Source organism: Streptomyces sp. NBC_00637, assembly GCF_045161545.1.
Lineage (GTDB): Bacteria > Actinomycetota > Actinomycetes > Streptomycetales > Streptomycetaceae > Streptomyces.
Genome location: NZ_CP109046.1, coordinates 8,267,648 through 8,293,094 on the forward strand (window position 1 = coordinate 8,267,648; position 25,447 = coordinate 8,293,094).

At 71.1% G+C, this 25,447-nt stretch carries 22 protein-coding genes and 1 pseudogene; 15 read left to right on the forward strand and 8 right to left on the reverse strand.

Annotation, left to right across the window (positions count from 1 at the left end; translation table 11 throughout):
* Positions 1 to 308: 308 nt before the first annotated feature.
* The 5 genes from OG440_RS36540 to OG440_RS36560 all read left to right on the forward strand — a co-directional run bounded on the left by OG440_RS36540 (position 309) and on the right by OG440_RS36560 (position 6,002).
* Positions 309 to 2,429, forward strand: coding sequence for an MMPL family transporter (locus OG440_RS36540; protein ID WP_406011042.1), 2,121 nt, complete (start codon positions 309 to 311; stop codon positions 2,427 to 2,429).
* Between the two features lie 150 nt (positions 2,430 to 2,579).
* A complete protein-coding gene (locus tag OG440_RS36545; protein ID WP_406011043.1) occupies positions 2,580 to 3,947 on the forward strand; it encodes a sensor histidine kinase in 1,368 nt (455 codons plus the stop codon).
* A complete protein-coding gene (locus OG440_RS36550) occupies positions 3,944 to 4,615 on the forward strand; it encodes a response regulator (protein ID WP_406011044.1) in 672 nt (223 codons plus the stop codon). Before OG440_RS36545 ends, OG440_RS36550 begins: the two co-directional genes overlap by 4 nt.
* A gap of 180 nt (positions 4,616 to 4,795) precedes the next feature.
* Positions 4,796 to 5,461: a glyoxalase gene (locus tag OG440_RS36555; protein WP_406011045.1), complete on the forward strand. Its 666-nt coding sequence runs from the start codon at positions 4,796 to 4,798 to the stop codon at positions 5,459 to 5,461.
* 58 nt (positions 5,462 to 5,519) lie between these two features.
* Positions 5,520 to 6,002: an iron chaperone gene (locus OG440_RS36560; RefSeq protein ID WP_406011046.1), complete on the forward strand. Its 483-nt coding sequence runs from the start codon at positions 5,520 to 5,522 to the stop codon at positions 6,000 to 6,002.
* Between the two features lie 361 nt (positions 6,003 to 6,363).
* Here OG440_RS36560 and OG440_RS36565 read toward each other — a convergent pair whose 3' ends face one another.
* Positions 6,364 to 6,786, reverse strand: a complete 423-nt coding sequence (locus OG440_RS36565) for a DUF6924 domain-containing protein (RefSeq protein ID WP_406011047.1) — start codon at positions 6,784 to 6,786, stop codon at positions 6,364 to 6,366.
* A gap of 185 nt (positions 6,787 to 6,971) precedes the next feature.
* Here OG440_RS36565 and OG440_RS36570 point away from each other — a divergent pair, with 185 nt between their 5' ends.
* Positions 6,972 to 7,607 carry a hypothetical protein gene (locus OG440_RS36570; protein ID WP_406011048.1) on the forward strand — a complete coding sequence of 212 codons (636 nt, stop codon included), beginning with the start codon at positions 6,972 to 6,974 and terminating at the stop codon, positions 7,605 to 7,607.
* 368 nt (positions 7,608 to 7,975) lie between these two features.
* Here OG440_RS36570 and OG440_RS36575 read toward each other — a convergent pair whose 3' ends face one another.
* Positions 7,976 to 8,209: a hypothetical protein gene (locus OG440_RS36575; protein ID WP_406011049.1), complete on the reverse strand. Its 234-nt coding sequence runs from the start codon at positions 8,207 to 8,209 to the stop codon at positions 7,976 to 7,978.
* Here OG440_RS36575 and OG440_RS36580 point away from each other — a divergent pair.
* Both OG440_RS36580 and OG440_RS36585 read left to right on the forward strand, forming a co-directional pair.
* Complete coding sequence (locus OG440_RS36580; RefSeq protein WP_406011050.1) at positions 8,175 to 9,203, forward strand: SDR family oxidoreductase; 1,029 nt, start codon at positions 8,175 to 8,177, stop codon at positions 9,201 to 9,203. The two genes, OG440_RS36575 and OG440_RS36580, sit on opposite strands and share 35 nt — an antisense overlap.
* 195 nt (positions 9,204 to 9,398) lie before the next feature.
* Positions 9,399 to 10,040, forward strand: coding sequence for a hypothetical protein (locus OG440_RS36585; RefSeq protein ID WP_406011051.1), 642 nt, complete (start codon positions 9,399 to 9,401; stop codon positions 10,038 to 10,040).
* 217 nt (positions 10,041 to 10,257) lie between these two features.
* Here OG440_RS36585 and OG440_RS36590 read toward each other — a convergent pair whose 3' ends face one another.
* Genes OG440_RS36590 through OG440_RS36600 form a run of 3 tightly spaced genes read right to left on the reverse strand, consistent with a single transcriptional unit; the run spans position 10,258 to position 15,085 of the window.
* Entirely contained in the window at positions 10,258 to 11,712 is a 1,455-nt protein-coding gene (locus tag OG440_RS36590) for an MFS transporter (RefSeq protein WP_406011052.1), read from the reverse strand.
* Entirely contained in the window at positions 11,709 to 13,715 is a 2,007-nt protein-coding gene (locus OG440_RS36595; RefSeq protein ID WP_406011053.1) for a PEP/pyruvate-binding domain-containing protein, read from the reverse strand. The genes OG440_RS36590 and OG440_RS36595 overlap by 4 nt, the downstream gene beginning before the upstream one ends.
* The gene (locus tag OG440_RS36600; protein WP_406011054.1) at positions 13,712 to 15,085 is read right to left on the reverse strand and encodes an acetyl-CoA carboxylase biotin carboxylase subunit family protein; all 1,374 of its coding nucleotides are present in this window, start codon (positions 15,083 to 15,085) and stop codon (positions 13,712 to 13,714) included. The genes OG440_RS36595 and OG440_RS36600 overlap by 4 nt, the downstream gene beginning before the upstream one ends.
* A 362-nt stretch (positions 15,086 to 15,447) precedes the next feature.
* On the opposite strand from OG440_RS36600, the gene OG440_RS36605 reads away from it, so the two are divergent.
* Positions 15,448 to 16,656 (forward strand): PAS domain S-box protein, encoded by a 1,209-nt coding sequence (locus tag OG440_RS36605; protein ID WP_406011055.1) that lies wholly within the window; start codon positions 15,448 to 15,450, stop codon positions 16,654 to 16,656.
* A 56-nt stretch (positions 16,657 to 16,712) separates the two neighbouring features.
* On the opposite strand, the pseudogene OG440_RS36610 reads toward OG440_RS36605, so the two are convergent.
* Positions 16,713 to 16,832, reverse strand: a pseudogene (locus OG440_RS36610) (IS630 family transposase); the annotation flags it as partial.
* Positions 16,833 to 16,892: 60 nt separating this feature from the next.
* Positions 16,893 to 17,543 carry an alpha/beta hydrolase family protein gene (locus tag OG440_RS36615; RefSeq protein WP_406011056.1) on the reverse strand — a complete coding sequence of 217 codons (651 nt, stop codon included), beginning with the start codon at positions 17,541 to 17,543 and terminating at the stop codon, positions 16,893 to 16,895.
* A gap of 410 nt (positions 17,544 to 17,953) precedes the next feature.
* Here OG440_RS36615 and OG440_RS36620 point away from each other — a divergent pair, with 410 nt between their 5' ends.
* The 5 genes from OG440_RS36620 to OG440_RS36640 all read left to right on the forward strand — a co-directional run bounded on the left by OG440_RS36620 (position 17,954) and on the right by OG440_RS36640 (position 22,667).
* Complete coding sequence (locus tag OG440_RS36620) at positions 17,954 to 18,580, forward strand: TetR/AcrR family transcriptional regulator C-terminal domain-containing protein (RefSeq protein WP_406011562.1); 627 nt, start codon at positions 17,954 to 17,956, stop codon at positions 18,578 to 18,580.
* Positions 18,581 to 18,822: 242 nt separating this feature from the next.
* On the forward strand, positions 18,823 to 19,752 hold the full coding sequence (locus OG440_RS36625) for an ABC transporter ATP-binding protein (RefSeq protein WP_406011057.1): 930 nt from the start codon (positions 18,823 to 18,825) through the stop codon (positions 19,750 to 19,752).
* Positions 19,752 to 20,633, forward strand: coding sequence for an ABC transporter permease (locus OG440_RS36630; protein WP_406011058.1), 882 nt, complete (start codon positions 19,752 to 19,754; stop codon positions 20,631 to 20,633). Before OG440_RS36625 ends, OG440_RS36630 begins: the two co-directional genes overlap by 1 nt.
* A gap of 25 nt (positions 20,634 to 20,658) precedes the next feature.
* A complete protein-coding gene (locus OG440_RS36635) occupies positions 20,659 to 21,999 on the forward strand; it encodes a sensor histidine kinase (RefSeq protein WP_406011059.1) in 1,341 nt (446 codons plus the stop codon).
* Positions 21,996 to 22,667 carry a response regulator gene (locus OG440_RS36640; RefSeq protein ID WP_406011060.1) on the forward strand — a complete coding sequence of 224 codons (672 nt, stop codon included), beginning with the start codon at positions 21,996 to 21,998 and terminating at the stop codon, positions 22,665 to 22,667. Before OG440_RS36635 ends, OG440_RS36640 begins: the two co-directional genes overlap by 4 nt.
* 88 nt (positions 22,668 to 22,755) lie before the next feature.
* On the opposite strand, the gene OG440_RS36645 is transcribed toward OG440_RS36640, so the two are convergent.
* Positions 22,756 to 23,361 (reverse strand): TetR/AcrR family transcriptional regulator, encoded by a 606-nt coding sequence (locus OG440_RS36645; RefSeq protein WP_406011061.1) that lies wholly within the window; start codon positions 23,359 to 23,361, stop codon positions 22,756 to 22,758.
* A gap of 241 nt (positions 23,362 to 23,602) precedes the next feature.
* Here OG440_RS36645 and OG440_RS36650 point away from each other — a divergent pair, with 241 nt between their 5' ends.
* Complete coding sequence (locus OG440_RS36650; RefSeq protein ID WP_406011062.1) at positions 23,603 to 25,111, forward strand: MFS transporter; 1,509 nt, start codon at positions 23,603 to 23,605, stop codon at positions 25,109 to 25,111.
* Positions 25,112 to 25,447 lie beyond the last annotated feature (336 nt).

Below are 25,447 nucleotides of genomic sequence, written 5' to 3' on the forward strand. Positions count from 1 at the left end.
GGGCCGCCCGAGGGGGTCCACCGGGGCACGCGCGTGGGCCTGCGGCGCCGGGGCCGTGCGCTGGAGCGGTGCGATGAAGCGGCGGCCACGACAGTCCATTTCCGCTGTGGGTCGATGAGGGCTGATCGCGCGGTTCCCCGCGCCCCTTCCGGGGCGGCGCCGTCCGCGGATTACTCCCCAGGGAGTAATCCCCACCTGCCGTCACCCCCGGCAGTACGCGTCACCTCGCCCTCCCGCCCGACGAAAGCCGTGCTTCGCACCGGAAGTCTGGGGACCGAAGCAGACGTCACCCGGAGGGAGACCGGTCAATGAGGGCCGCAGAGACAACCACGACGAGGACGGGACGCAGGCGAGCCGTTCCATGGGCGGTGCTCGGGCTGTGGATTGCCGTGATCGCGCTCGTCGGGCCGTTCGCGGCGAAGCTCGCCGACGTGCAGCACGACAAGGCCACCGACTACCTGCCGGCGAGCGCGGACTCGACGCGAGCGGCGAAGATCGAGGACAAGTTGCCCGGTGGCGAGACCACCGAGATGGTGCTCGTCTACCACCGGGACGGCGGGCTCAGCGCCGCCGACCGGAAGACCGCGGCCGGGCAGGTCGCGGAGATCACCCGGCAGCACGAGCTGATCGGCGGTGCTCCCAAGGGGATTCCGTCCAAGGACGGCACGACCCTGATGTACCCGGTCGCCAGCAATGAGCCCGGGGCGAACGAGGAGCGGCGGGACAAGCTCGTCAACGACGTCCGCGAAGTCGCCCGGGGCGAAGGCGGGTTGAGCGTCGACGTGGGCGGCACCGGCGCGCTGGCCACCGACTCCGGCGCGGTCTACGACTCGCTCGGCGGACCGCTGCTCTACACCACCGTCGCCGTCGTCGCCGTACTGCTGATCCTGATCTACCGCAGCCCCGTGCTGTGGCTCGTGCCCCTCGTCGTCGCCGGGATCGCCGACTACATGTCGATGGGTGTCGCCTACGGCCTCAACCAGGCCTTCGGCACGACCGTCTCGGGGCAGAGTTCGGGTGTGATGACGATCCTCGTGTTCGGGGCGGGCACGGACTACGCGCTGCTGCTCGTCTCGCGCTACCGGGAGGAGCTGCGGCGCTTCGAGCGACCGTACGAGGCCATGGTCGCCGCCCTGCGCGGCTGCGGGCCCGCCGTGCTCGCCTCCTCAGGCACCGTCGCCGCCGGACTGCTGTGCCTGCTCGCCGCCGACCTCAACAGCAGCCGGGGCATGGGCCCGCTCGGCACCGTCGGTGTGCTGTGCGCGCTGATCGCGATGATGACCCTGCTCCCCGCCATCCTCGTAGTGGTCGGACGGCGTGTGTTCTGGCCGCTCGTGCCCGTCTTCGGGAGCACGCCCAAGCAGCGGCGGAGCCTGTTCTCGGTGATGGGCAGCTCTGCCGGACGCAGGCCGCTGACCGTACTCGCGAGCGGTGCCCTACTGCTCGGCGCCCTCGCGCTGGGCTCGCTCAACCTGCCGGGACCGCTCAAGCAGGAGGACGCCTTCGTCGACAAGCCGGAGTCCGTCGTCGCGATGGAGACCCTTGCCAAGTCCTATCCCGGGCAGGGCAGCCGGCCCATCGACGTGATCACCCCGCAGGGGCGCGCCGACGAGACCCTCGCGACCGTCCGTGGCACACCGGGCGTCGGCAGCGCGGAGAAGGGGCGCACGGGAGACGGCTGGACCGAGATCTCCGTCTTCGCGAAGAGCGCACCCCAGTCGGCGGGGGAGACCGCCACCATCAAGTCCCTGCGGGACGAACTGAAGGGCTCCTACGTCGGCGGGGACAGTGCCCAGCAGATCGACCTGGAGGTCACCAACGCCCGGGACACGAAGATCGTCGTACCGCTCGTCCTCGTCTCCGTGATGCTCATCCTGATCGGGCTGCTGCGGAGTCTGGTCGCACCGCTGCTCCTGGTGGTCGCGGTCGTCGCGGTGTGGGGCGCCTCCCTCGGGATCGGCGGACTGGTCTTCGAACCGCTCCTCGGCCTCAAGGGCACCGATCCGGGGCTCGGACTGCTGTCCTTCGTGTTCCTGGTCGCCCTCGGCGTCGATTACGGCATCTTCCTCATGCATCGGATGAGGGAGGAGTCCCTCGCGGGAGCGGAACCGACCGCGGCGGCACTCACCGCGCTGCGCACCACCGGCGGCGTCATCGCCTCCGCCGGACTGGTCCTCGCCGCGACCTTCGCCGTGCTGACGAACATGGGCCTGGTGCAGCTGGTCCAGCTCGGCTTCGTGATCGCCGTCGGCGTCCTGCTCGACACCTTCCTGGTACGGACGTACCTGGTGACCAGCGCCAGCGTCGCCCTGCGCCGGAAGGTGTGGTGGCCGGGCGTGCTCTCACGGGAGCCCGACCCGGCCGAACGGACCGCACCGGCCGGACCGGCCGAGCCGCCGCGGCAGGCGGAAACCGTCGGCGCACCCTGAGCACGCTGATCGAACGCCTCGATCGAGCACTCTGATCGAACGCTCTGATCCGGCACGCCGATCGAGCACCTTGATTCGGCGGGCCCGCCCGGGCGCCCCTCCTTCCGTAGGGGCGCCCGGGTTCCCGCACGAGTACCGGAAGATGGAGCCGTGGAAGAACGGGGAACGACCACAGGGGTACGCGACCGGTCGGCGGCGGAGACGGCGGCCGGTCGCGGCGGGCGGTCCCGTCGCGTCGAGCGCATCATGTCCGCCATCAACCGCGAACCGCTGACCGCACCGCACCGCACCCGCAACGACGCGGTCCTCGCCCTGTGCGTCGCCGTGCTCGCCGTAGCCATCGCCCTGATGGGCGGCGAAGGGATCCGGCCCGACCATCTTGGCTGGACGCTGCTGCTCGCCGGGCATGTGCCCCTCGTATGGCGGCGCCGCCGTCCGGTGGTGGCCCTGCTCGGGGCGGTGGCCTGCGTGGCTCCGTACCAGGCCCTCGACTACAACCCCGCCCCGCCCATCCCCGCGACCGTCCTGGCGCTCTACACCGTCGCGGCGACCGGTGCCGTACGCCGCACGCTGCTCACCGGTGCCGCCGTCCTCGGCCTGACAGCGATCGGCAACGGCCTCACCAACCCCGAGGGAGCACCGGAGTCCCTGGAGATCTCCGGCTGGGTCATCGCGGTCCTGTTCATCGGTATCGACGTCCGCTACTACCGCCGGTACGTCGCCTCCATCGTCGAGCGGGCCGAACGGGCCGAACACACCCGGGAGGAGGAGGCCAGGCGCCGTGTCGCCGAGGAACGGCTGCGAATAGCCCGTGACCTGCACGACCTGCTCGCCCACAGCATCACACTCATCGGCGTGCAGACGTCCGTGGCGGCCCACGTCCTCGCCGCCGACCCCGAGCGCCTCGACCGCAAGGCCGTCGCCCAGGCACTGGACGACATCGCGGGGACCTGCCGGACCGCCCGGGCGGAAGTGCGTACGACGCTGGAGGTGCTGCGGGCGCCTGACACGGTCGTGGGAGCGGGCGCGGATCCGGGAGCGGGGCCCGGTTCCGTGTCCGGTTCTGTTTCCGGGGCCGAGGACATGCGGGGGCCGCTGCCCGGGATCGACGGGCTGGCCGATCTCGCGGAGACCGGCCGGGTGGCCGGGGCCAAGGTGGAACTGTCCGTCCGCGCGGACGGCGTCCCGCCCTCCGTAGGCGCCGCCGCGTACCGGATCGTGCAGGAGGCGCTCACCAACGCCGTACGTCACGGCGGCCGCGAGGACCTCACCGTGCGAGTGGGTCTATGGACCGCGGACGGCGCACTGCGGGTGAGTGTCAGGGACGACGGGACGGGCGGGGACGACGGCTCGGGCGGCGGGGTGGGCCCGTCCGACGGCACGCCGGGGTTCGGGCTCATCGGAATGCGGGAGCGGGCCCGTAGCGTGGGCGGCACACTGGACGCCGGTCCGGGGACCGCCGAGGGCTTCGAGGTGACCGCCACACTGCCGCTGTCCCGGGAGGACGAGGTTCGATGACCATCCGCGTACTGCTGGCCGACGACCAGACCCTCGTACGGGCCTCCTTCGCGATGCTCGTCTCGTCGGCAGGCGACATGGAGGTCGTCGCCGAGGCGGGCACCGGGCGGGAGGCCGTGGTGCTGGCCCGGTCGGCGCGGGCCGATCTCATCGTGATGGACATCCGCATGCCCGACCTCGACGGGATCCAGGCGACCCGGCTCATCGCCGCCGACGAGGATCTCGCGGAGGTGAAGGTGCTCGTCCTGACGACGTACGAGACCGACGAGAACATCGTCGAGGCACTGCGGGCCGGGGCGTCCGGCTTCCTCGTGAAGGACGTCAGGCCGACCGAACTCCTCGACGCCATCCGGACGGTGGCCGCGGGGGAGTCCCTCCTCTCGCCCGGTCCCACCTCGCGGCTGATCGCCCGCTTTCTGCGCGCGCCGAACACCGGGACGACATCCGCGGTAGGCGGCCCGAGCGGGCTGTCCGAACGGGAACGGCAGGTGCTCGCGCTGGTCGCGCGCGGTCTCAACAACCCCGAGATCGCCGACGCGTTGGGACTCAGCCCGCTGACCGCGAAGACCCATGTCAGCCGGATCATGGGCAAGTTGGGGGCGCGGGACCGGGCACAGCTGGTGATCGTGGCGTACGAGTCGGGCCTGGTGATACCTGGGACTGTCTGAGTTCGGGCCGCCTTCGGGCCGGGTTCAGGTTGCGTTCCGGGGGGTCGGTTGTACAGTTCCTCAGCTCCCTGTGGTTGCACGAGCATGGCTCTGTCCCCGAGCCCACCAGCGCCGAGGCCGGTGGCCGGCGAGACCGGTCAGGAATGGAGAAGCCCCGGCCACTGCCCAGCCCTTAGCGTGATGGACATGGCAACCACCACTTCCACCGCAGCCCACACGATCCTCGCGTCCGTCACCCTCGAGGTGGCCGACCCCGAGGCCGCCCGCCGCTTCCACAGCGCTTTCGGCGTGGACACGTACATACGCCTGCGGGCGTCCGAGGCGCACTCGACTGGATTTCGCGGCTTCACCCTGGCGCTCACGGTGTCCGGACCGGCCACCGTCGACGGCTTCGTCGCCGCCGCCGTGGACGCCGGTGCCGCGGTGCTGAAGCCCGCCACGAAGTCGCTGTGGGGCTACGGCGGCGTCGTCCAGGCCCCGGACGGGACGATCTGGAAGATCGCGACCTCGGCGAAGAAGGACACCGGCCCCGCCACCCGCGAAATCGACGAGGTCGTCCTGCTGCTCGGTGTCGAGGACGTGAAGGCCACCAAGCAGTTCTACGTAGGCCGGGGCCTGACCGTGGCCAAGAGCTTCGGCGGCAAGTACGCCGAGTTCGCCCCCGGCCAGTCCAGCCCCGTCAAGCTGGCGCTGTACAAGCGCCCCGCGCTGGCCAAGGACCTCGGCGTCCCCGCCGACGGCACCGGCTCGCACCGCATCGTCCTCGGCGGCACCGCCGACGCCTTCACCGACCCGGACGGCTTCGCCTGGGAGGCCGCCGCGCCGCCCGCCTCCACACCGTCCTGACTTCCGATCCTGTACTTTCGCACCGCCCTGTCTCACCTTGTACGAGAGGAAACCTGCCATGCCCTCCACGAAGTCGCCCGCCGAGAACTCCGGCACGGCCGCCGAGACGTACAACGGATTCACCGCCGAGGAGCGGGCCGCGATGAAGGAGCACGCACACGAGCAGAAGCAGACGGCGGCGCGGCGTGGTTCCCGGGCGGAGAAGGAGGCGGCGGCAGAGCAGGACGTGCTCGCGAAGATCGCCGAGATGCCGGAAGCGGACCGGGTTCTCGCCGAGCGGATCCACGAGATCGTCAAGACCGTCGCTCCCGGCCTCGCGCCCAAGCTCTGGTACGGGATGCCCGCGTACGCCAGGGACGGCAAGGTCGTCTGCCACTTCCAGAGCGCGGAGAAGTTCAAGTCGCGGTACGCCACCCTCGGCTTCAGCGACCAGGCGGCACTCGACGAGGGCGCGATGTGGCCGACCGCCTACGCCCTGAAGGAGCTGACCGCGGCCGACGAACAGCTCATCAGCGCCCTTGTGAAGAAGGCAGCGGGCTGAGGCCGCCCGGGAGCGGGACCGGCCGCGAAAGTGATCGACCCGCGGAAGACGTTCCTGCGCCTGGATGCGGTGCGTCGCCACGGCCGACGTCAGTTCTGGCCCTCCACCCTCGCGTTCAGCTCGGCAGTCCTGAGGCGGACTCGCTGCACAGCGAACGCGCCGGAAGGCCGTATCCCTGCTACGGGACTGCGGATGCGGCAGTTCGAGCGACTTCACGCAACCACAGGTACCCGCCCGCTGCCCGGCAACATTGCTCACGCGAAAGCCTGGTCTCGGCGAACGTGCAGGTCATGATCGATGCCGAGGCGAAATGGGTCGGTCGCCGCGGATCGCTGGTCGGGACAGGACTCCGGCGAAAGTGTCAGCTCCCGTCGAAGCCGCGAAAGGTTCCTGTTCCGTCCACGGCGTCGGCGAACTCGGCGAAGTCCATGTTGGCGATGCTTAGGTTGGCGGAGACGTCTGGAAACCACTGAGCGGGGAGCCTGAATGTTCGCCCGGGCTCGTCCGAGAGATCCACGGCCAGAAGCGGACGGGCTGGATCCCTCATGGTGGTCGTGTCTGCCAGGAAGACGTGCATGATCTGGGCATCTTCATCCGCAGCGGCCTCTTCATCCATCAAGGCCTGGACCCCCACGTCGGCGAAGCGAAGCTCGCTGACATACGTGGCATGCGGGTACTCAGCGGCCGTGTCGAGGGCAGCTCGAACCGTGTCCCAGGCTCCGTCGTCATCAAAGTCGGCACGCAGCACCAGCGAGGTCAGATCATCGGGCTGAGGCAGTGGCATCCCGTGATCGTCTCACCCGACGCCCGTTGGCCGGTGCTGCCGGCACGCCACCTCGTCCGGAGCAAGGCACCCCTGCATGAACCGGGCGGCAGGCTTCCCGCCGTACCCGGGCTGAGTGTGATGCCCCTGCTCACCTGAGTAGACGCACTCATGCCGACGTCGTGGCTCGCTTCGATACTGGGCTCATGAGACGAACTTCCCAGCTGGTCAGCACTGCCGCCCCCGCCTTGCGCCGCTCGTGCATCACACTTGTGACGGCAGTTGTGGCCACCGTGGGACTCGCCGCGTGCGGCACCGAGCACGCCGGCACCACCGCCGGCCTGAGCACTCCCGCAGGCGGAGCGAAGGACCGGCCCAGTACGGCCTTCTCGAAGATGCTGGACGAGGTCGCGGCGCCCTGCCCCGCCGACGGCCCGCCGCAGGGGCCGCCGTCCGGACCTGCGAACGGCTTGCCGTCCGGCGCCACACTGTCGAGCGACGCGGTCGAGCCGATCGCCCCCACGGCCGGGCCGGAGGTGGAGCTGAGCGCCCGTGAATGGTGCGCGGGGAACCTCCATGAGGAGCGTGTGACCCAGGCCTTCTGGGAGCTGGAGAATCCCACGCCCACCGACGTCAGGACGATACTGAACGATCTCGGCTACACCGACGGGCGCATCCATGGCCTTGAGCAGTCGGGCACTGCCACACGGTTCTCCCTCGATCTGCGCGACCGTGGCGGGCGGCTCTGTATGGCCGGCTCTGCGGCGGGCACCGAGACGGTCGTCGACATGTGTGTGGCTCCCGCGACCGGCCCGTTCGTGCCGGGACAGCGGAAGCAGTGACGCCAGGGACTGGAGGGATCACCGCGTGGGCCACGGCCAGGAAGTACCCCTCGAAGCCCAGGAGGCCGAGGACGGCCAGCTCGTAGTCGAGCTGCCGTAGCGAGCGATCGTCGCGATCCAGGCCGCGGGCGACCATGCCGGTCTCGCATCGCTGTCGCAGCAGCCGCGTTGCTGAGCCCCGCTCGCCGGTGGCGTCGACGATGGACGGTTCGGGGAAGGGCGGCCGTCCCAGCCCCAGGCCTGCCGGGGTGCGCGTGCACGACTGGCCGGGGCATGGGTCTCGGCCGGCAGCCGTCCGGCCCGGGTCGTGTCGTCCCCCACAGCCTGGGCGATCCGCTCGGCCACCGCCGTCATGGTGGACAGGTCCTTCAGCCACCGCTCGCCAGGGCCGGCCGGCGCCGGTCGACGGGCCGCAGCAGGCGGGCCGCGTCCAGGACATCGGCCGGCCGGTGCTGTGCCGGCTCGGCGTAGCGGACCGCGTTCGGCCGGTGAACCGGGGCACCGCGTGCGCCCGGCGGGGCCGGGTACTCGGCCGGTGCCTGCGAGGACCGGCGAGAGGAGTCGAAGGTGAGCAGCGCAACGGGCAGCAAGGTCGTCGTCACGGGTGCCACCGGAAATGTCGGCACGAGCGTGGTGCGGCTTCTCTCGGAGGACCCGGACGTGGCCTCGATAAGGGGTCTGTCCCGGCGGATCCCGGACTGGTCGCCGCGCAAGACCGAGTGGACGGCCGTCGACCTGGCCTCGGACCGGGTCGATCTCGCCGCCGCCTTCGTCGATGCGGACGCGGTCGTGCACCTGGCCTGGGCGTTCCAGCCCACACACGATCCGGCGGAGACCTGGCGTACGAACGTCCTGGGCAGCATCCGGGTCTTCGAGGCCGTGGCCGCCGCGCGGGTGCCCGTCCTGGTGCACGCGTCCTCGGTGGGCGCGTACTCGCCGGGACCGAAGGACCACGCGGTGGACGAGTCCTGGCCCACGCACGGCTGGCCGGACGCCGCCTACTGCCGGGAGAAGGCCTACCTCGAGCGGACCCTGGACACCTTCGAGCGCGATCATCCCGGGATCCGGGTGGTGCGGATGCGGCCGGCGTTCCTGTTCAAGCGGCAGTCGGCGAGCGAGCAGCGGCGCATCTTCGGCGGCCGGTTCCTGCCCGGCCCGGTCGCACGCCCCGAACTGCTGCCGTTCCTGCCGGACATTCCGGGACTGCGCGTCCAGGCACTGCACACCGACGACGCAGCCGAGGCGTACCGGCTCGCGCTGCGTACCGAAGTGCGCGGCGCCTTCAACCTGGCCGCCGAGCCGGCCCTCGACGCGGAGCTGCTCGGCGAGATGTTCGACGCCCGCCCGGTGCGCCTGCCCCGGACGGCGGCCCGATCGGCGATCGCAGCCGCCTGGGGTCTGCGCCTCCTCCCGGCCTCCCCGCACCTCTTCGACGCGGTGCTCAGGCTCCCTCTGATGGACTGCACGCGTGCCCGCGTCGAGCTGGGCTGGCATCCACAGCACACGGCGCCGGAGGTGCTGGAAGAATTTCTGCTGGGACTGCGGGCCGGTGAGGGCGAGGCCACCGAGCCGATGCGAGGGCGCAAGGTGGGCTGAGCCCCGGAGCCCACTGACGGCCGAGGCACGCCGGTGGACCCCGCACCGGATCGGCCGTTCCGGCGGGTCGGCCGCCCTCGTCGACGCGTTGGCGCTGCCGCCATCGCACACCCGAATCCTTGGAGCAGCGGCACGGGCTCCTGCCGCGCAGAGGCATTAACATGTCATGTCCAGAGCAATAAAGGGACGGTGTGCATGAACGGATCCGCCTTCAGCAGTTCGGCCCGTGTGGGCCTCGCACTGGGCGCGGCCCTGATGTCGACGACGCTGCTCTGTACGCCGGCGATCGCGGCAGCCCCCGAGGAGGCCGACGAGGGCCCGGGTGCGGCCGTCGCCAAGCCCGCGCACGGCGAACGGGCTTGTCCCGTCGTGTACTTCGACCTGGGAGAGACCCTGGTGCACACCGCCGAAGACGGCAGCACCACCTACCTGCCCGGGGCGTCCTCGTACCTGCGGACCCTGCGGGCACGCCACATCAAGGTCGGCCTGATCACCAATGTCCCGGCCTCCTGGGGCACGACCGACGCGGAGCGTGCCGCACGGCTCCGGAGGGAGGTGGACGCGACGTGGCGGGGCCCGGCGGCCTTTGCGTGGGCGGACTTCGGCGACCGGATCCGTACACCGCGCACCGAGGCCGAACGCAAGCCGTCCCCGGTCCTGTGGCAGCGTGCCAAGGAGGACTCGGCCGGCTGCCGGGTCGTCTACCAGGCGGAGACTGCCCAGGAGGTGTCCGTCGCCTCCTCGCTGGGCTACGTGGCGTACCAGATCGGTCTGCCGCAGCGGCCCGCGTTCCTGCCGGCGGGACTGGTCGAACTCCTCGGACGTCGCCTCGCTTGACCGAAGCCGCAGCCGCAGCCGGGACCGCCCGTCGTCGTACGCCCTTGGTCCCGGGGCGTACGACGACGGATCGGCGCCTGCGCCACGGCTACCGTGCCGGCGCCGCTTGCCAGGCTGATCCGCCGGTGGCCCGACGGTCTAGGTGACCCGACACGGCCGACGAGTCAGACCCTGCCCTCGGGGCGTCAGGGCGTCAGGGCGTCAGGGCGTCAGGGCGTCAGGGCGTCAGGTCGTCGGGTCGTTCGTGGTATCCGGGAGTCTGGTTCGGTTCGAGGGCCTCCTTGCGGTCGGCGTCCCCTGCGTCCGCCAGGTCGGGCGCACCGTCGTCCACCTCCGCCGACGCGAGGCCACCGGCTCCGGCGCGGGCGCCCGCCCGCTGTGGCACCGCCCGATCCCCATCCCGGCCCCCGTAGGAGACCACCCCGCTGCGCAGCAGCAGTTGGAAGGCTCCGAGCAGCACCGCCGTGGCCAGTGCGCTGTGCCACAGCAGGGCGTCGAGATGCCCGGCCGACAGGTACGCGCCCGCGGCGATCGCGGCCAGGGCGCACACCGCGCGGTCCACGATGCTCTCCACCGACAGGAGGGTGGCCCGCGGTGCGTGCGCGGGAACCGCGTCGTTGACCAGTTTGCGCTGGACCGGGAACGCGAACCCGGTGGCGGCGGCGAACAGGCAGAGCAGCACGACGACGACCCACGGCCCGCCGAGGGTCATGGCCGCCAGGGTGCCCGCCAGCGCGAGACTGAGGACGGACACCCAGGCGACCGGCGGCAGTCTGCGGCTGAGCCCTTGGGGCCGCGCGGACGCCACCGCCTCCGCCACGGTCATCGCGGCCAGTACCCCACCGTGCGAGGCCTCGCCGATGCCGTGGTCCAGCAGGATCGGCTGGAAGAGATTGACCTGGCAGATGCGCGACAGCGTGAAGACCGCCACGCCCTGCACCATCACCAGCGCCAGCCATGGCGAGGAGGCGACGCAGCGCAGCGCGGTCCCCGCGTCCCGCAGGAAGGCGCCACCCCGGCGCCCGCCGTCACGCCGGCCCGTGTCCGCTCCGGCTTCCGCTCCGGCGAGGCGGGGCAGCAGCATGGCGCAGACGAGGGAGCCTGCCGCGCTCGCGGCGCTGAGCAGGTACGGGGCCGGGTGCGCGAGAGCCATCAAGGGCCCGACCAGCGGCCAGCACACCACCTTCGCCGCCAGCCCCAGGGCCCGCGCGGTGCCCTCCGCCCGCAGGTATTGCTCGTCGCACCCTTGCGACCGCAGCCCGTCGTACAGGTAGGCGCTCGCCGCGCCCGAGGTGAGCGACCGGCCGGCGGCGATGGCCAGGAAGTGGAGGAGGAACCCCGTGTACGAGGCGCTGACCACCGGGGCCAGGTTCGCGGCCGTCATCACCACCGCGCCGGCCCGCAGGCAGTTGCGGGTTCCGATCCGGTCGGCGATCAGCCCGGTCGGAATCTCGAGCAGGCAGAAGGCCACGTAGTAGATGCTCTGGATGCCGAAGATCTGTCCGTCCGAGAGGCCGGCCGCCTTCTGGTAGGCGTAGAACACCGGCATCCACCACAGCAGGTTGAACAGCAGCTGGAAGCCGTAGTTGAGCCGGATGATCCGGCGGGCGGTGTCGGTCGGGCCAGTGGCCGCTCCGATGCCGGGGCGCGGCCGGCCGGCACGCACCCTCACAGCGCGTAGGGGCGGATCTGGACCAGCCGGAAGTCGCCCTGCTCGGTCATCAGCCACTCGATGTCGAGGGGTTTGTCCACGTCGGTCGCGCTGAAGTGGGACTGCAGGAGCCGTCCGGTCAGGGACAGGTCGGCGAGCCGGGCGCGGACGTCGGCGGACAGCTTCTGGCCCGACGAGCCCAGCGCGACGGTACGGCCGCCGCCCTCCACGGTGTTGTACAGGTACTGCTGCGGCAGCACCGTCCCGTCGACCACCTGCTCGGGCGAGCCCGGGGAACAGTTGAGGTAGACGTTGCGGAAGTCCTCCCGGCGGGTCGGGTTGCAGGTCACGAGGACGCCGCCCAGGGAGGCGGGCACGTACTCCTGGATGATCACACCCATGTAGGTGTCGTCGAGGGAGATGCCGACCTGGTGGCGCAGCCGCACGCTGCGGGGCGATACGAGGGAGGCCCATACCTGGCGTACGGCGTCGAGGAGTTCGCCCGTGCCGTGGACGGTGGTGACGGAGTCGTAGACGCCCGCCGCGGAGAAACCGGGGAGGTCCTCGGCGTTGGAGGAGGATCGCACCACCAGCCGTCCGCGCGAGGCCGCCGCGGCGGGGAAGGCCTGGTCGATCTGCCGGGTGACCGCCTCGGGGACGGGGGTGTGCCGGATCAGGTGCTGCAGGTGCAGGCACAGCGAGTCCAGGACGTCGGTGGCGTCGAGTTCGAGGGCCATCTTCAGCTTGCCGATGCCCTGCTGGAGGGCGGGGGAGGAGGCGAGGAACCGCTGCTGGAGTGCGAAGGGGAGTGCGACGCCCTCCGGGGCGCCGACCGCCTCGGCGACGAACTCGGCTGCCTTGTGGCGGAGTTGCTCGGCTGTGGCGGAGGTGAGGCCGAGGCGGGCGGCGAGGTGGCCGTAGAGGTCCTCACGCGGCGGACGGGGCCGGCCGTAGAAGGAGGTCAGGTCCACCGTGCGGCTGTCGAGGACGTGGTGCAGTTCGCCGAGGTGGGCCGCCTTCGTGCCGTAGCGGTCGCGGTCGGCACTGCGCAGCCGGTGCAGGGACAGCACGGGCGCGTCTTCGAGCAGTGGCGGTTCGAGGCGTATGCGTTGCTGGTGCCAGGCCGGCGCCCGCAGGTCGGGTTCGTGGTCGAGGCGCTGCAGGGAGATGTCGTCCTCGTCGACCCGGTAGCGCACCCACGCGTCGTCGAGACCGTCCTTGTCGACGAGTTGCTCCAGGTCGCGGACGATCGCGTTGGGGATGCCCCACCCGGAGGCGAGGACATTGGTGTGCGAAAGGGGCGTGATCGGCGCGGTGTTGATGAACCCGGCGACACGCGGCACGTCGTCGGGCAGGCAGGGCATCGCCACGATGTCCGCCCAGCCCAGCCCGGTCTCCGCCGCCGTGTACTCCTCGGCGGTCCGGAAGAACCGCAGTCGACCGGTGGCCTCGCCGGGGTTGAGCGGTGTGCGCTCCCGGGAACCGAACAGCTCGTGGCTCAGGATGCGGGGCACACGCTGTTCGCTGATCGCCGACAGCTCCTCCTCCTGCCCGTGGTTGGCGGGCTTGAGCAGCAGCGGCAGCCTGCTGTCGACCCGGGCCCGCACGAACGCGTGGAAGAACGCGAGCAGTTCGCCGTGCATGGTGTCGGCCTCGGTCGTCTCCAGGACGAGGAAGGGCCGCTCCCTCCCCTCCTCCTGCTCGGTGTGCAGGGACAGCACACCGAGCAGGAACCGGCGCTCGGGATCGGTGTAGACAGAGGCGTTGAACGCGTCCAGCTGCGCGTCGAGCGTGGCCAGGTCCATGCCCAGTACGCGAGTGGCGACGTAGTTGACGTGGAAGGGGTGCGCGCCGGTGTCGAGCAGGTGCCAGGTGTTCCGCGCGCGGTCGACGACGACCTTGAGGTAAGGGTGACCCGCCAGGACTCCCGACAGCGTCCGGAAGAGCGGCAGGGAGAGGTTCTCGCCGACGACCGTGCGGTCCGTGGCGGGTTCGGCGGCACCGGTGGTCAGGTGGACGCTCACGAGGGGACCTCCTCGGACTGCGCGGCGGGCAGCACCCGGGGCAGGGCGTCCACCAGGGTCTCGAAGTCCCGCAGCACCGTCCGCGGGTCGGCGGCGGAGAGCAGGCACAGGGCCGCCATGGTGTTGGCACCCGCGGCGGGGTCGTAGACCGGCACGACACTGCCGTCGGGCAGGGAGCTCTCCGCCACCACCGACAGCTCGCTGTCCGGGCTCAGCGGCACGTCCGACGCGACCACGGGGAAGTCCCAGACCCTGCGGTCCCGCCATGCCTCGCCGCGGCCGTCGACCGCGAGGACGACGAGGGAGCCGGCAGCACCCCGGCCCTGCGCCGGTGTCAGAGCCTGCTCCGGCCAGGCGACAGGGCGTCCCAGGAGGTGGTCGACGAGCATGCCCACCAGGTCCAGTGCGAAGACCTCCTCGATCTGCGGCACCGTCATCGCACCGCCGAACCGGGCAGCGGTCTCGATGAGCCACATGCTCCCGTCGGGGCCGAGCTTGATCTCCGTGTGCGTCCCGCAGTCGCGCAGGCCCAGCGCGTCGACCGCGCGGCGCGCAAGGTCCACGACGCGGTCCTGCGCGTCCCGGGAGAGCAGGGCGGGGGTGATGCCGGCGCGCTCGGTGAAGGGCTCGACGGTGGGCATCCGGCCGCTGAGACAGACGGGGTGGAACACACCGTCCGCCACGACGCCCTCGACGCTGAGGTAGTCGCCCCAGCCGGGCTCGTCGAACCAGTCCGCCGCCGTGCCGCTGACGATCTCCTCGACCACGAAGTCGGCGTTCGCCTCGGCGACATGCAGCTCCGCGTATCCCAACCGGGCGGACTCCGCCATGACCTGCCGGGAGCGGGCCCAGGCGGCGGACGCCTCGCCGGCAGAGGTGATGATCTGGTGGGCGGTGGACCCCGCGCTCCAGGCCGCCTTCAGCAGCAGCGGACAGGACAGGGAGTTCACCGCCGCCTGCAGATCCGCCTCCGTGGCGACGGGGCGGAACGCGGGCTGCGGCAGGCCGCTTCGCTGCCAGGTGCCGCGCATCAGCCGCTTGTCGCGCGCGAGTGCGGCGGCCGCGCCCGCGCCCGGCAGGCCGAGCTTCTCGCAGGCTTCGGCGACGGCCACGACCGCGTACTCGGAAAAGGTGATCACGGCGTCCGCGCCCACCTCCTGGGACCGCGAGACGATCAGGGAGACCAGGTCGCCGCGGCCCGCGTCGTCCGGCGTCGTGACCGAGGCGCACAGTCCGGCGGCAGAACCCGCCACGGCGGCGGGAAGAGCGCTGAGCGCCAGCAGGTGCACGTCCGCCCTCGCAGCCGTCCGGGACAGGACATGGCCGAGCGGCGGACCACCCTTGGCATGCACCAACAGCACCGTGCTCACAGAAATTCGTCTCCATTCATCTGGTCGGTAGGGGCCGTCCTCGGCACCACTGGTGCGGCGACGGGCCCGGGGGCGCGTGCGGGACGGCGTCCGGCGTCCCGCCCGCACACTCCAGGGGACCAGGCTGTACCCGTCCATATCGCCGCGGAGGGCGCTCGAGACTCAGGCAAACGCCTGAGTCGCAGACGGGATTCGCGGAAATTCGTCCCCGAAGCCCGGCCCGAGCGGTATGGCGGGCGGGGCGGCGGGGTCCCCCGCCCCCTTTCGGCAACTCGGCCGGGAATGGAGCTTGTGCTGTACCACGCGGGCTATCCACGTCATGTGACTGTGCGTCAGCCGGTCGTATACGGACGGAGACCGTTGTGGGCGACCCAAGCCTCGAGACACTGCTCGAGAACCTTCCCGTGTTCTGGAGGGAAGCCGAAGTCGACGAGCCGTGGCAGGCGGGGGAGGGGAACGCCGACGGGCCCAAGCAGACAGACGAGTCGGACGACCCCGGCGGCGCCGCCGACCCGGGCAGCTCACAGCGCGCCCCGGACCGGCGCCAGCGGGGAGCGGGGCTCGCGGCGCCCCCCGGCCACGCCGCCTTCGCGGACCTGGTGGATCTCGCTCCGGCGGCCGCCTTCATCCGGGATCGCGACGGGCGCTACCTGTGGGCCAACCACGCCTACGCACACCTGTACGGCACCGTGCCGCAGCAACTGGTCGGCAGATACATCGAGGACTTCGACGCCCCGGCCGAGGCCGACCGGTTCCGGGCCCTGGACCAGCAGATACTCACCCGAGGCACGCCCGTCCGTCACACCCTCCGCTACCGCCGTCCGGACGGCACCACGGGCCGCGCCGTCGGCCACCGCTTCCCGGTGCGGGAACAGTCGCGTACGTGCATCGCCGGCATCTACGTGGACATCACCGACCACCTGCGGGCGACGGCGCAGCGCCAGGAGGCCGAGGAGAACCTCAGCGCCCTGCGTGACCACAGCGGGCTGCCCTGTGCCCTGTTGTCGGCGAGCGGGCGGGTGCTCGAGGCGAGCGTGGCGGCCGCCGAACTCTTCCACCTCGGCCTGACCGACCTCGTGGGCCGCCGCGCCCACACGCTGCTCGCCCCCGAACCGGGGCCCGATCTCGACCGGTTGCACCGCCGCTGGAACAGTTTGATAGCCCGCCGCACCCGACGGGTCGAGACCACCGCCGTGCTCGTCGATACCCGAGGACTGCACCGGCGGGCGGAGGTCCACCTGACGACTATCGGCCATTCCGCCAGCCGGGCACGGCACGTGTGGGCCGTGATCACCCATCAGAGCCTTGCCCACGAGGCGCATCCGCCGCTGACCGCAGCGCAGATCCGCATCCTGTCGCTGCTGGCGCAGGGCAGCAGCAACGGCGACATAGCCGCCTCGCTGAAACTGTCACGGCAGACACTCGACTACCACCTCAGCCGCCTGCGGCACCTGCTGGGCGCCGCCACCCGCCCGGCCCTCGTGGCCCGCGCCTACGTCCTCGGCATACTCGCCCCCCACACCTGGCCCCCACGCTCGGCCACGGCGGCCCATCCCCTCAGCACCGCATGACCTCCGCGGTTCGGGAAGACTCGCCCGGGCAGTCTCGTTGCATGCCCTGCGCGGACAAGCAGCACCATCTGCGCACGCCGCCAGGTCACCACCGAGCCCGTGCCGCTGCGGATGATCCGCAACAGGCGCTGCCCCTCGTCGTCATCGATCTCGCGGACCTGCACTTGTTCTGCCACCCGCACAGCCTGGCAATACCGCGCCGTCCGGACAGCGTCCGGACGGTGTGTCACGTCCTGTCAGGGCGCGATGACAAACTCCAGGGTCGCTTGCGCGAGGTCGGTGAGGAACCGGGCATGGTCGAAGCCCTCGGCTTCGGCCATGCCCGGCGGAGGCGTATTCATGAAGCTGAAGTGAACGGCCCCCGGCACGACACGAAGGTCGACCCGGGCCGACGCGCCCTTCAGGCGGACGGTCTGCTCGACGGGCGTGACGTTGTCCAGCTCTCCCGCGTAGACGAGCATCGGTGCCTTCACCGCGTCCAAGGCGCCCGGAGCGGCGAACCAGCCGGCCGCGGGAGCGTACAGGACGAGACGGCTGACGCGTGGCTCACATGGGACATCCAGCGGCCTGCCGTCCCGCCCCCAGGGCGTCGCACCGGCGAGACAGAGGCCGGCCCATCCGCCGATGGAGTGGCCGACCACCACGACAGGCGCGTCCTCGGGCGCCCACCGGTGGAGGGCCTCGACCAGCCCCACCGGGCGGGCGAGAAGCTCAGCGGTGGTCGCCTCTCGGGCGACGAAGCGCTCGAAGCAGGGCGCAATGACGTGGCAGCCATGGGCTGCCAAGTGCTCCAAGAGGGGCCGGTGACGCTCAGGGTCGCCGCCTGCCCCAGCCGCGAAGAGAACAACACGCTCACGGTTCGTGGGACCAAGTCTCAGTGCCTGCATCTCGTTCCTTCACCGCAATGCCGCTCCCCGAAGCCGGCCCGCGGGTCACGCCTCGCTCATTTACGGCCTCAGGTTAGCGCGCCGTGGATCGCGGCATTCGAACGGCTCGCGTTGCGTCAGCAGGGGCAGACGTTGCCTGATACGGCACCGGCTTCAGCGACCGGAGCCCGGAATCGGAGAGATGGTGGGCACTTTGGTACAGCGCCGGTCAGAGGGCGCCGGAGCCCGCCACCAGCCGGTGTTCGTCGACCGGCTGCTGACCGACCAGACTCCTCGTCGGATCGTTGGTCTTCATATCGGTTACGGTGTTGCTGTTATGGCTGTTCGAGGAGGTGGGACGTTCCGTGTCAGAACCTGTTCCTGCGCGGGCGGGCGCGGCGTCGGCTCGGCGTTCTCCTGGCCGGCCGCCGGTGCCCTTGGAGCGCATCGTCGCTACAGCACTGCTGATCGTGGACGAGGAGGGCTCCGACGCTCTGTCGATGCGGACGCTGGCCCAGCGTCTGGGCTCGGGCACGGCGACGCTGTATCGGCACTTCGACAACCGGGCGGCCCTGATCGCACATGTCGTGGACCGCATGTTCGGCGTCGTGGAGCTGAACGGCGACGAGCTCCTCGCGATGGGCTGGGAGCGGGCGCTGCGGACGGTCGCGCACACCATGTTCGACGCCTTGGCCCGGCACCGGAACGCGGCGCGCCTGATCGTCGAGCAGATTCCGCTGGGGCCGAACGCCATGGCGCTGCGGGAGAGCTGCGTCGCTGTATTGCTCGACAGCGGTTTCCCGCCGCGAGTTGCCGCGTACGCCTACGCGACGCTGTCCCGCTACGTCCTCGGGTTCGCCGTACAGGTCAACGGACATGACGGCGCAGGACGATCCGACGACACACGGGCGGAGGCCGCCTTTCAGAGCGTGGATCCGGAACTGTTCCCGGCCACCGTCGCCGTTGCCGGGGTGATGCCCGTTCCGATCGAGGACGAGTTCTCATTCGGCCTCGACCTGCTTCTCAGCGGGCTTGCCCGCCTGCGCGACGAGGCCTGACCGAGCGACGTGATCACTCGGACGAGTTCTGGAAACGGACCGCTCCTTCGGGTGGATCGCGCTCCGCGGTCAGTGGCAGCTCCACGGAGGTGAGCAGGCCGAGTGGTACCGCAGTACCACTCGGGCACCGAAGATTCCCCTTCGGTCCCAGTGTTCCGGCCTCGTGCGCTCCTAGCTTCGAAGAAAGACGCCGGGGCACATCCGCGCCGAGTCCGCGTCCGAGGCAGGAAAGGCCCACTCCCATGATCGAAGCGCGTGAGCTGACGAAGCGGTACGGCGACAAGACGGTCGTCGACAACCTGAGCTTCACCGTCAAGCCCGGTGAGGTGACCGGCTTCCTTGGCCCCAACGGAGCGGGCAAGTCGACGACCATGCGCATGATCGTCGGTCTGGACGCCCCCACCAGGGGCTCGGTCACCGTGGGCGGCCGTTCCTACGCCAGCCAGGCCGCGCCCCTGCACGAGATCGGCACGCTGCTGGAGGCCAAGTCCGTCCACCCCGGGCGCAGCGCGTTCAACCACCTGATGGCGCTCGCGTACACCCACGGTATTCCGCGCCGCCGGGTGGACGAGGTGATCGAGCTGGCGGGACTGACCAGCGTGGCCGGTAAGCGGGTAGGCGCCTTCTCGCTCGGCATGGGACAGCGGCTCGGCATCGCCGCGGCGCTCCTCGGCGACCCTGCGATCGTCATGCTCGACGAACCGGTCAACGGCCTTGACCCCGAGGGCGTGCTGTGGGTGCGCAACCTCCTGCGCCGGCTGGCCGACGAGGGGCGGGCCGTGATGCTCTCCTCGCACCTGATGAGCGAGACCGCGCTGATCGCCGACCACCTCGTGATCATCGGGCGCGGTCGGCTGCTCGCCGACACCACGGTCGACGACTTCACCCGGGAGGCAAGCGGTGGCGGCGTGAAGGTCGTGACCGACGAGGCCGTCAGGCTGCGTTCGCTGCTGGCCGGCCCGGACGTCACGATCAGCTCCTCCTCCGCCGAGGAACTGCTGGTCACCGGGCGTGATGCTCGTGAGATCGGCGCCATCTCCGCGCAGCACGGAATACCGCTGTACGAACTGACCCCGCAGGCCGTGTCCCTGGAGGCGGCGTTCATGGAGCTCACCCGCGACGTCGTCGAGTACCAGAGTGCTCCGGTCGACACGGAACGAAAGGCCGCCTGATGCCTACGACCGCACTCCGCCGTCCAGGAAAGCGCCCACCGGTGTCCGCAGTGCCCGATCCCGACACGCCCTCCGCCCGCAAGAGGTCCTACCAGGTGACCGGCATCCGGGTCCTGCGCTCGGAGTGGGCCAAGTTCTGGTCGCTGCGCTCCAGCTGGATCACCCTGGGCGTCGCCGCCTTCCTGCTCGTCCTTTTCGGGGCGATCGCCAGCTACACCTACAGTCCCGACGCGGTCGCGACCGCAGGGCCACCAGGACCGGGCTCCAGCGGTGACAGCGACGCGGTCAGCCTGGCCCTGAGCGGAGTCTCCTTGGCACAGCTCGCCATCGGCGTCCTCGGGGTACTGCTGGCCGCGGGCGAGTACACCACCGGCATGATCCGCTCCACCCTCGCCGCGGTGCCTCGCCGGCTGCCGGTGCTGTGGTCCAAGGCGGCCGTGATCGGGCCCATCGCCCTGATCCTCACCACCGTCGGTGCGCTGGCCGCGTTCCTGCTGGGCGCCCCGGGCCTGGACGGCGAGAAGATCGCGCTCTCCCTGGGCGACGACGGTGTCCTGCGCAGCCTGGCCGGCGCCGGTGTCTACCTCGGCCTGGTCGCCGTGTTCGGCGTGGCCCTGGGCATGCTGATCCGCTCCTCCGCCGGTGCCATCGCGGCCCTCGTCGGGATCCTACTCGTCCTGCCCGGTCTGGCATCGCTGTTGCCAGACTCCTGGTACGACACGCTCAGCCCCTACTTCCCCAGCAACGCCGGGTCGGCCGTCTACGCCCTGCACGAGTCCTCCGACTCCCTCTCACCGGGCGCGGGGCTCGCGGTCTTCGCCGGCTGGGTGGCGATCACCCTCGTCGGTGCGGCGTTCCGGCTCCGCAAGACCGACGCCTGACCAGGGCGTGAGGACAATGGTGTCCATGAGCGCGGAACGCGCGGCAGCGGCCGCGGACACCGCCCGGGGGGCGGCGCTCCCGCCACCCGGGTTCGACGCCGACTGGGCGCACCCCGTCCTGGGGCACATGTGGCGCGGTCAGCAGGACCGGCAGCGGCTGGACCGCCGCCATCCGTGGCTGTTCGACACGGCGGTGGTACTGGCCGTTGTCCTGATCGGCCTGCCCGACCTGCTCTCCGGGGTCAGCCACGGCCCCTTCGGAGAGGCGGTGCGCCGTAATGAGGTGCCGGACGGCCTCCTGTACCTCTTCACCGCGGGGCTCGTCGTGCCGCTGTGGTGGCGGCGCAGGGCCCCGGCCGTGACCTTTTTCGTGATCGCGTCCGTGTCGCTCGTCCAGTGGTCCTTCGGGGTGTGGCAGCAAGCCGGTGTCAGCACGCTCGTCGCGCTGTATTCCCTGGCCCTGCACGGCTCGTTGCGGGCGCTGGGCTGGGCAGCGGCGGTGACGGTCGCCGAGACGACGGTGGCGGTCTGCTTCCTGGTGGACATCGGGAACCCGGTGCGCGGCCTGTTCTTCCTGCTGGGAACGGCGACGGCGGCCGTGGCCGTCGGGCTGACCCTGCGGATCCGCCGGATGTATCTGGCGGCGTTGGAGGACCGCGCCCAGCGTCTGGAGGTCGAACGCGACCAGCGCGTCCGGCTCACCGCCGCCGCCGAACGCGCCCGGGTCGCCCGCGAGATGCACGACATCGTCGGCCACAACCTCTCGGTCATGGTCACGGTCGCCGACGGTGCCGCGACCCTCGCCGCCAACCGGAACGAGCAGTCCACCGAGGCCCTGCGCGTCCTCGGTGACACCGGCCGACAGGCCATGAGTGAACTGCGCCGCATGCTGGGCGTGCTGCGCGAGGAACAGGACGACGAACGGCTGCTCGGCCCGCAGCCCGGCATCCGGGATCTGGACGCCCTGCTGGCGCGGGTCCGTGCGGCGGGAGTGGCGGTGACCTACCGGACCGTGGGCGATCTCGACGGCCTGGGCGACGGGGTGCAGCTCACCGTGTACCGGGTGGTTCAGGAATCGCTGACCAACGCCCTCAAGCACGCCGGGACCGGCACGTCCGCCGACGTCACCCTCGCCGCGGAGGGGAGCGAGGTACGGATCCGGGTCACCGACACCGGCATCCCGCCCGGGGCACTCCCGCGGGCGGAGCCGACGACGGAGGAGGACGACCCCGGCCACGGGCTGGTCGGCATCCGCCAGCGGGCCGCCATGTACGGCGGGACCGTCACCATGGGACCGCGCGACACCGGCCACGGCTGGCTCGTGGACGTCGTGCTCGACGTACCGCCGGGAGAGCGCCTGTCATGACCACCGTCCTCATCGCCGACGACCAGCCCCTCCAGCGCATGGGCGTCCGCATGCTCCTGCAAGGCACGCCGGGTCTGGAACCGGTCGGCGAGGCCGAACACGGCGCCGAGGCCGTCCGCATGGCCGCCGAACTCCGCCCCGATGTCGTCCTCATGGACGTCCGGATGCCCGGCGTGGACGGCATCGAGGCCACCCGCCGCATCGTCGCGTCCGGCGGCCGCACCCGCGTCCTCATCGTGACCACCTTCGACCTGGACGAGTACGCCTACGAGGGGCTGCGGGCCGGCGCCAGCGGCTTCCTGCTCAAGGACGCCCGCCCCGAGGAACTCGTCGCCGGCATTCACGCGGTCGCGACCGGCGATGCCGTCGTGGCCCCCCGCCTGACCCGGCGCCTGCTCGACGCCTACGCCCACCAGGTCCTCGCCCCGGCCCACGCCCCCGAGCCTCGGGATCCGCGCCTGCGAGCCCTCAGCGACCGCGAACAAGAGGTACTGGTCGCCATCGGCAACGGCTGGACCAACACGGAGATCGCCGAGCGGCTCGTGCTCAGCGAGTCCACGGTGAAGAAGCACGTCGGACGGGTCCTGGCCAAGCTCGGCGCCCGTGACCGGATCCAGGCCGTGATCATGGCCTACGACGTCGGGCTGGTCCGGGCGAAGCCCCGGTAGCCGTTCACGTACGAGCCCTTGCCTGAGCCATGACCGGGGTGGCTCCCATCGCCACCAGAGAGGAGACAGACACGGTCTCCGTACCCCCTCAGGAGGGGTCCGCCGTCCCCGTCGCGAGCAGGCCGTTGACCACCAGGGCCGCCAACGACTCCGCCGTGGCCGTGAGTTGCTCCGGCGAGGCGGATTCCGGCCTGCCGAGGCGCCTTGCCAGCGGGGTGTCGACCATGCCCGAGACGGGCGGGACGACGGCGAAGAACAGCACGTCCATCGGGACGGGTGCCATACGCCCGGCGGCCACGAGCCGCTCGATGCTGGGGGTCATGAGCCGCAGGGTCGGAGTGATGTAGCGCTCGTACAGGTAGTCCAGCCGGTCGGTGTCCTGGGAGAACTCGACGACGACGACCCGTCCGATCAGGGGGGTGTCCACGGCGGACCGGTAGAAGCCGGTGATGACTCGCCGCAGGTACTCGGCGTCGTCGACCGATGCGTCCACCCGGGGCAGGCTCTCCAGCTGAGCCCCCATGGCGGCGTCCATCACCGCCCGCCAGAACGCGGCCTTGGACCCGTACCGGTCGTTGATGAAGTTGTGGCTCACGCCCAGACGGCGGGCCAACTCGCGCGCGGAGGCGCGGTCGTACCCGAGCTCCGCGAAGGCCTCCAAGCCGCGCAGCAGGATGTTCTCCTCGTCGGGCACCGCGGGAGTGTCCGCGCCGGGGCGTCCCGGGCGTCGAGTGGATTCGTCTCGTGCGCCCACCGATGCCTCCGATTCCTTCTGTGACCCTGACCCGGACTGTGAAAGGCCATCTTAGGAGGCCTCGGATGATTACTTGACATCTGTCAGGTTATCTTTAATCTGACAGATGTCAGGATGTGTGTCGGCCCAGTGCGCCGAGCACGTAGTGCACTCCCCTCGCCCACGCTTCGGAGTTCTCGCCATGCCCAGGACGCCCACCGACACGGCCGCCGGTCCGGCCGTCACCGCCTTGCCGTCAGGCCATCCGTCCCACCGCCGCCGCTGGTGGATCCTCGCCGTCATCGGCGTCGCCCAGCTGATGGTCGTGCTGGACGCGACGATCGTGAACATCGCTCTGCCGTCCGCCCAGAAAGACCTGGGATTCTCCGACGGGGACCGGCAGTGGGTCGTCACCGCCTACGCGCTCGCCTTCGGCAGCCTTCTGCTGCTCGGCGGTCGGATAGCCGACCTCTTCGGCCGCAAGATGACCTTCCTGGTCGGCCTTGTGGGCTTCGCCGGTGCCTCCGCACTCGGCGGGGCCGCGAGCAGCTTCGAGATGCTCATCGTCGCCCGGGCCGCGCAGGGTCTGTTCGGCGCGCTGCTCGCCCCGGCCGCCCTGTCCCTGCTGACCACGACCTTCACCGACGCCAAGGAACGAGCCAAGGCCTTCGGCGTCTACGGTGCCATCGCCGGTGCGGGCGGTGCCATCGGGCTGCTCCTCGGCGGCGTGCTGACCGAGTACCTCGACTGGCGCTGGACCCTCTACGTCAACCTCGCCTTCGCAGGGGTCGCCTTCGTCGGCGGTGCGCTGCTGCTCCAGCGTGCCCGGCGCGACAAGAGCGTGACGATCGACATCCCTGGTGCCGTTCTGGTCTCCGGCGGTCTGTTCTGCCTGGTCTACGGCCTCTCCAACGCCGAGAGCCACGACTGGGACTCCTCGGCCACCTGGGGCTTCCTGCTCGCCGGAGCCGTGCTGCTCGCCGCATTCACCTGGTGGCAGACACGCTCGGCCCACCCGCTGCTGCCGCTGCGGATCCTGCTCGACCGCAACCGGGGCGCCTCGTTCATCTCCGTGCTCATCATCGGCGCCGGCATGTTCGGTGTCTTCCTCTTCCTCACCTACTACCTGCAGCAGAGCCTGGCCTACACCCCCGTCGAGACCGGGCTGGCCTTCCTGCCGATGGTCGCCGGGCTCATGCTCGCCTCCACCCTCGCCTCCACCGCTCTGATCCCCCGGTTCGGGCCCAAGCCGGTGGTGCCGCTGGGGATGGGTATGGCCGCGGCCGGCATGGCCTGGCTCACCGCGCTGGATCTGGGCAGCGGCTACGCCACGGACGTCCTGCCCCCGCTGGTCGTGGCGGGCCTCGGTCTCGGTCTGGTGATGGCCCCGTCCATGAGCCTGGCCACGGCAGGCGTGGGCGCGGAGGACGCCGGTGTCGCCTCGGCCGCCGTCAACACCATGCAGCAAGTGGGCGGCTCCCTCGGTACCGCCCTGCTGAACACCCTCTCCACCAGCGCCGCCACGGACTATCTGGCCGGCAGGAACCCCAAGGACCCCGCTGTCGTCGCCCAGGCCGGTCTGGAGGCCTACTCCACTGCCTACGGGTGGTCGGCCGCGTTCTTCGTGGCGGGGCTGGTTGTCAGCGTGCTGCTGTACCGGCGTGGGGCGCCCGAGGTGGACGCGGATGCCGCACCCGTGGTGCACATGTGAGGTCCCCTCACCCGTGGGGAGCGCGGCCGGGCCTCGTCGGCGAGGGCCGGTGGGAGTCCGGCGGGCCGACGCCGGCCGGACCGGTGAGCGACAGGACGGGCCGGCGCCAGGGCGCGCGTGTCATGCGGGGCGTCGAGAAGGACGACGGCGGCCTCGACGATCCGTTCCTGACGCAGAGCATCGCGGGTCGTGCCTGCCGTCGCCGTCGTGGGCCTGTTCACGTCACCCTCTGCTGTGTGCGGCGGCGGATCCGAGGGCTGGGGACGGCGGCCGTCGTGCCGGCGAGGACGGAGTGCCGTGCCCGCCCGGCACGCGGTTCCTGCTTTGAGCCTGTCG